This is a genomic window from Bifidobacterium sp. POST2/T3 (B1), assembly GCF_058197115.1.
Genome location: NZ_JBVPQK010000332.1, coordinates 1 through 2,892, shown reverse-complemented (window position 1 = coordinate 2,892; position 2,892 = coordinate 1). Strand labels below are relative to the sequence as shown.

The 2,892-nt window shown below is 57.3% G+C and carries 3 protein-coding genes; all 3 read left to right on the top strand.

Features of this window, described 5'->3' with window-relative positions:
- Nucleotides 1–1,142: preprotein translocase subunit SecY (gene secY, locus AC0AP0_RS11190; RefSeq protein ID WP_490430520.1), on the top strand; the 1,142-nt coding region annotated here is incomplete at its 5' end.
- 253 nt (nt 1,143–1,395) lie between these two features.
- Nucleotides 1,396–1,968, top strand: a complete 573-nt coding sequence (locus AC0AP0_RS11185) for an adenylate kinase (protein ID WP_490430519.1) — start codon at nt 1,396–1,398, stop codon at nt 1,966–1,968.
- A gap of 292 nt (nt 1,969–2,260) precedes the next feature.
- A partial coding sequence (locus AC0AP0_RS11180; protein WP_490430518.1) for an ABC transporter permease occupies nt 2,261–2,892 on the top strand: 632 nt, incomplete at its 3' end.

Below are 2,892 nucleotides of genomic sequence, written 5' to 3'. Positions count from 1 at the left end.
CGGGCGGGGCTCTGCTGCAGCTGTCCATCTTCGCACTAGGCATCATGCCCTACATCACCGCATCCATCGTGGTGCAGCTGCTGCGTGTGGTCATTCCACGCTTTGAGGCTCTGCACAAGGAGGGTCAGTCCGGCGAAGCCAAGCTGACCGAGTACACCAGGTATCTGACCATCGGCCTGGCGGTGCTGCAGTCCACGACTATTCTGGTCACGGCCCGCAACGGTGCGCTCTTCAACGGGGCATGCCAGCAGCAGGTCATTCCTGACAGTTCGGTCTGGAACCTGGTGGTCATGGTCCTGATCATGACCGGCGGCACGGGCCTGATCATGTGGATGGCCGAGCTGATTACTGACAAGGGCATTGGCAACGGCATGTCCGTCCTGATTTTCATCTCCATCTGCTCCGGCTTCCTGCCTCAGCTCTGGAATATCGGCTGGGGTACCAACGGCAAGAACGGCGACTGGGTCAAGTTCGGCATCGTTGTGACTGTCTTGGTGGTCATACTGATCCTTGTGGACTATGTTGAGCTGGCTCAGCGCCGCATACCCGTCCAGTACACCCGCCGGATGATCGGCCGCAAGATGTACGGCGGATCCTCAACTTATCTGCCGCTCAAGATCAATATGTCAGGCGTAATTCCCCCCATCTTCGCCTCATCCATTCTGGCTATTCCCACCCTCATCGCCCAGTTTGGCAAGCCCGAACAGAGCTGGGTCAAGTGGATCGATGCCAACATGGCCAACACCACCTCGGTGTGGTACATCGTGCTCTACTCGGTCATGATCGTCTTCTTCTGCTTCTTCTACACCTCCATCACCTTCAACCCTGATGAGACAGCCGACAACATGAAGGAGTACGGCGGTTTCATCCCCGGCATCAGGGCAGGACGGGCCACCAGCCGGTATCTGTCATACGTGATGAATCGGCTGAACACGGTTGGTGCTATCTATCTGCTTTTCGTGGCGCTGATACCCACGGTGCTGATCATGTTGCTGAAGATCAACTCCAAGTTGCCCTTCGGCGGCACCACCATCCTGATTATCGCCGGCGTCGGCCTGGACACCCTGCGTCAGGCCAGGGCTCAGACCGAGCAGTTCCAGTACACAGGCTTCCTACTGGAGGGCGAACACAAGGAGGGCTGACCCTAACCCAAACACCAGCAGGTGGTGTCAGACTCAAGCAAATGAAGGTCCGACCTTGGCCCTTGGTGGCATAGGGTCGGACCCTGCTATATCGGGAAGGGCGTTTGCATGGGTTCAGTGAGTCGAACCTGTGTTGGGTCAGGTAGCCGCTAGCATACATAAATGTGGGTTCTCCGGGGCTAAGACAGCTAGAACCGTCTGAGACCGGAGAGCCAAGAACATAGAACATCGAGCATCGAGCGAAGGATTGGGAATGGCACAGCGACTGTTGATCATGGGACCTCAAGGTGTTGGCAAGGGCACGCAAGCGGCTTTGCTCAGCAAGCATTACGGGATTCCGGCCATCTCCACCGGCGACATTTTCCGCTACAACCTGAAGAACGGAACCGAGCTGGGCAAGCAGGCCAAGGCCTACACCGACAAGGGTGAGCTGGTTCCAGACGAGCTGACCAATACAATCGTCAAGGACCGTCTTGGCATGGACGATGCCGCCCAGGGCTGGATTCTGGACGGCTACCCACGTTCGGCTTCCCAGGTCGAGGCGCTGGACAAGATGCTCAAAGAGCTTGACACCCCGCTGACGGCTGTGGTGGCCTTGGATGCCGACCATGACGTTCTCATGCAGCGCATCGCCAAGAGGGCCAAGGAAGAGGGACGTGCAGACGATACCCCCGAGGCCATCGCCAAGCGTCTGGACATCTATGCCAGGGAGACTGCACCCTTGCTGAACACTTATAAGTCCCGTGGCCTTCTGGTCGCAGTGGACGGCCAGGGGGCGGTCGAGCAGATATCCAAGGAGATTATCGCGCAGCTGGACAAGCGCTAATTTCAAGCTTGTCAGGTGGGAGACTTGCCGCCAGCTGAATCAACCGTAAAAAGGCCTTGTTCAGAACACACTGGTACGACCCGCTGCCAAGACCAACTGAAGCATCGAAGCTGCATGACCCCAGGGGCGTGACAGCTTCTTTTTGTGGAGGGCGGAAATCCCTGCGCGTCCGCCCAACCCTGGCGGACAGGATGATAGCCTAGGTGCATTCAGACCCTCTTTCGAGGGTATTGCATGTCGGTAATTGGCCGTAAAAGATAGAGAAATCAGTACAGAAACAGAAGAGGTCCACTTGAAGGGGTCTACGGCATCCGTGGTCAGATCGGATAAAAAGGAACCAGTGCGTCCGAAGCGCACCATCCGAACCATTCTGCGCTCCCTGCGCGAATACCGGAAGGCCAGTTACCTGGCTCCAGCCTTCGTTTTTCTGGAGAGCGTCCTCGAGATTGTGATTCCGACCATCATGGCATCCCTGATTGACCAAGGGGTTTCAGGGAGGTCCATGCCGGCCATCTTCAAATTCGGGCTGATATTGCTGGCTTGTTCGGCCGTCTCCCTGTTCTCCGGGTTCATGTCCGGGCGGTACGCGGCCATCGCCTCTTCAGGCCTGGCCAAGAATGTCCGCAGCGATCTGTTCGCCAAGGTGCAGTCCTTCAGCTTCACCAACATTGACCGCTTCTCCACGGGATCCATCATCACCAGGCTGACCACTGATGTGACCAACCTGCAGAACGCCTATCAGATGGTCATCAGAGTCGGGGTCAGGGCACCGATCATGGTCATCGTCGCCTGGCTCTTTTCTTATAGGATCTCCAGGCCCATATCCCTGGTCTTCCTGATCGCCATTCCCATCCTGGGCTTCGGGCTGATCGGTCTGTCCCTGCTGGTGCACCCCATCTTCGAGCGGGTCTTCCACACCTACGA

What these genes read in the sequence shown, in the direction of transcription:
- AC0AP0_RS11185 (WP_490430519.1), top strand. Translation starts at nt 1,396, where the DNA reads ATGGCACAGCGACTGTTGATCATGGGACCTCAAGGTGTTGGCAAGGGC.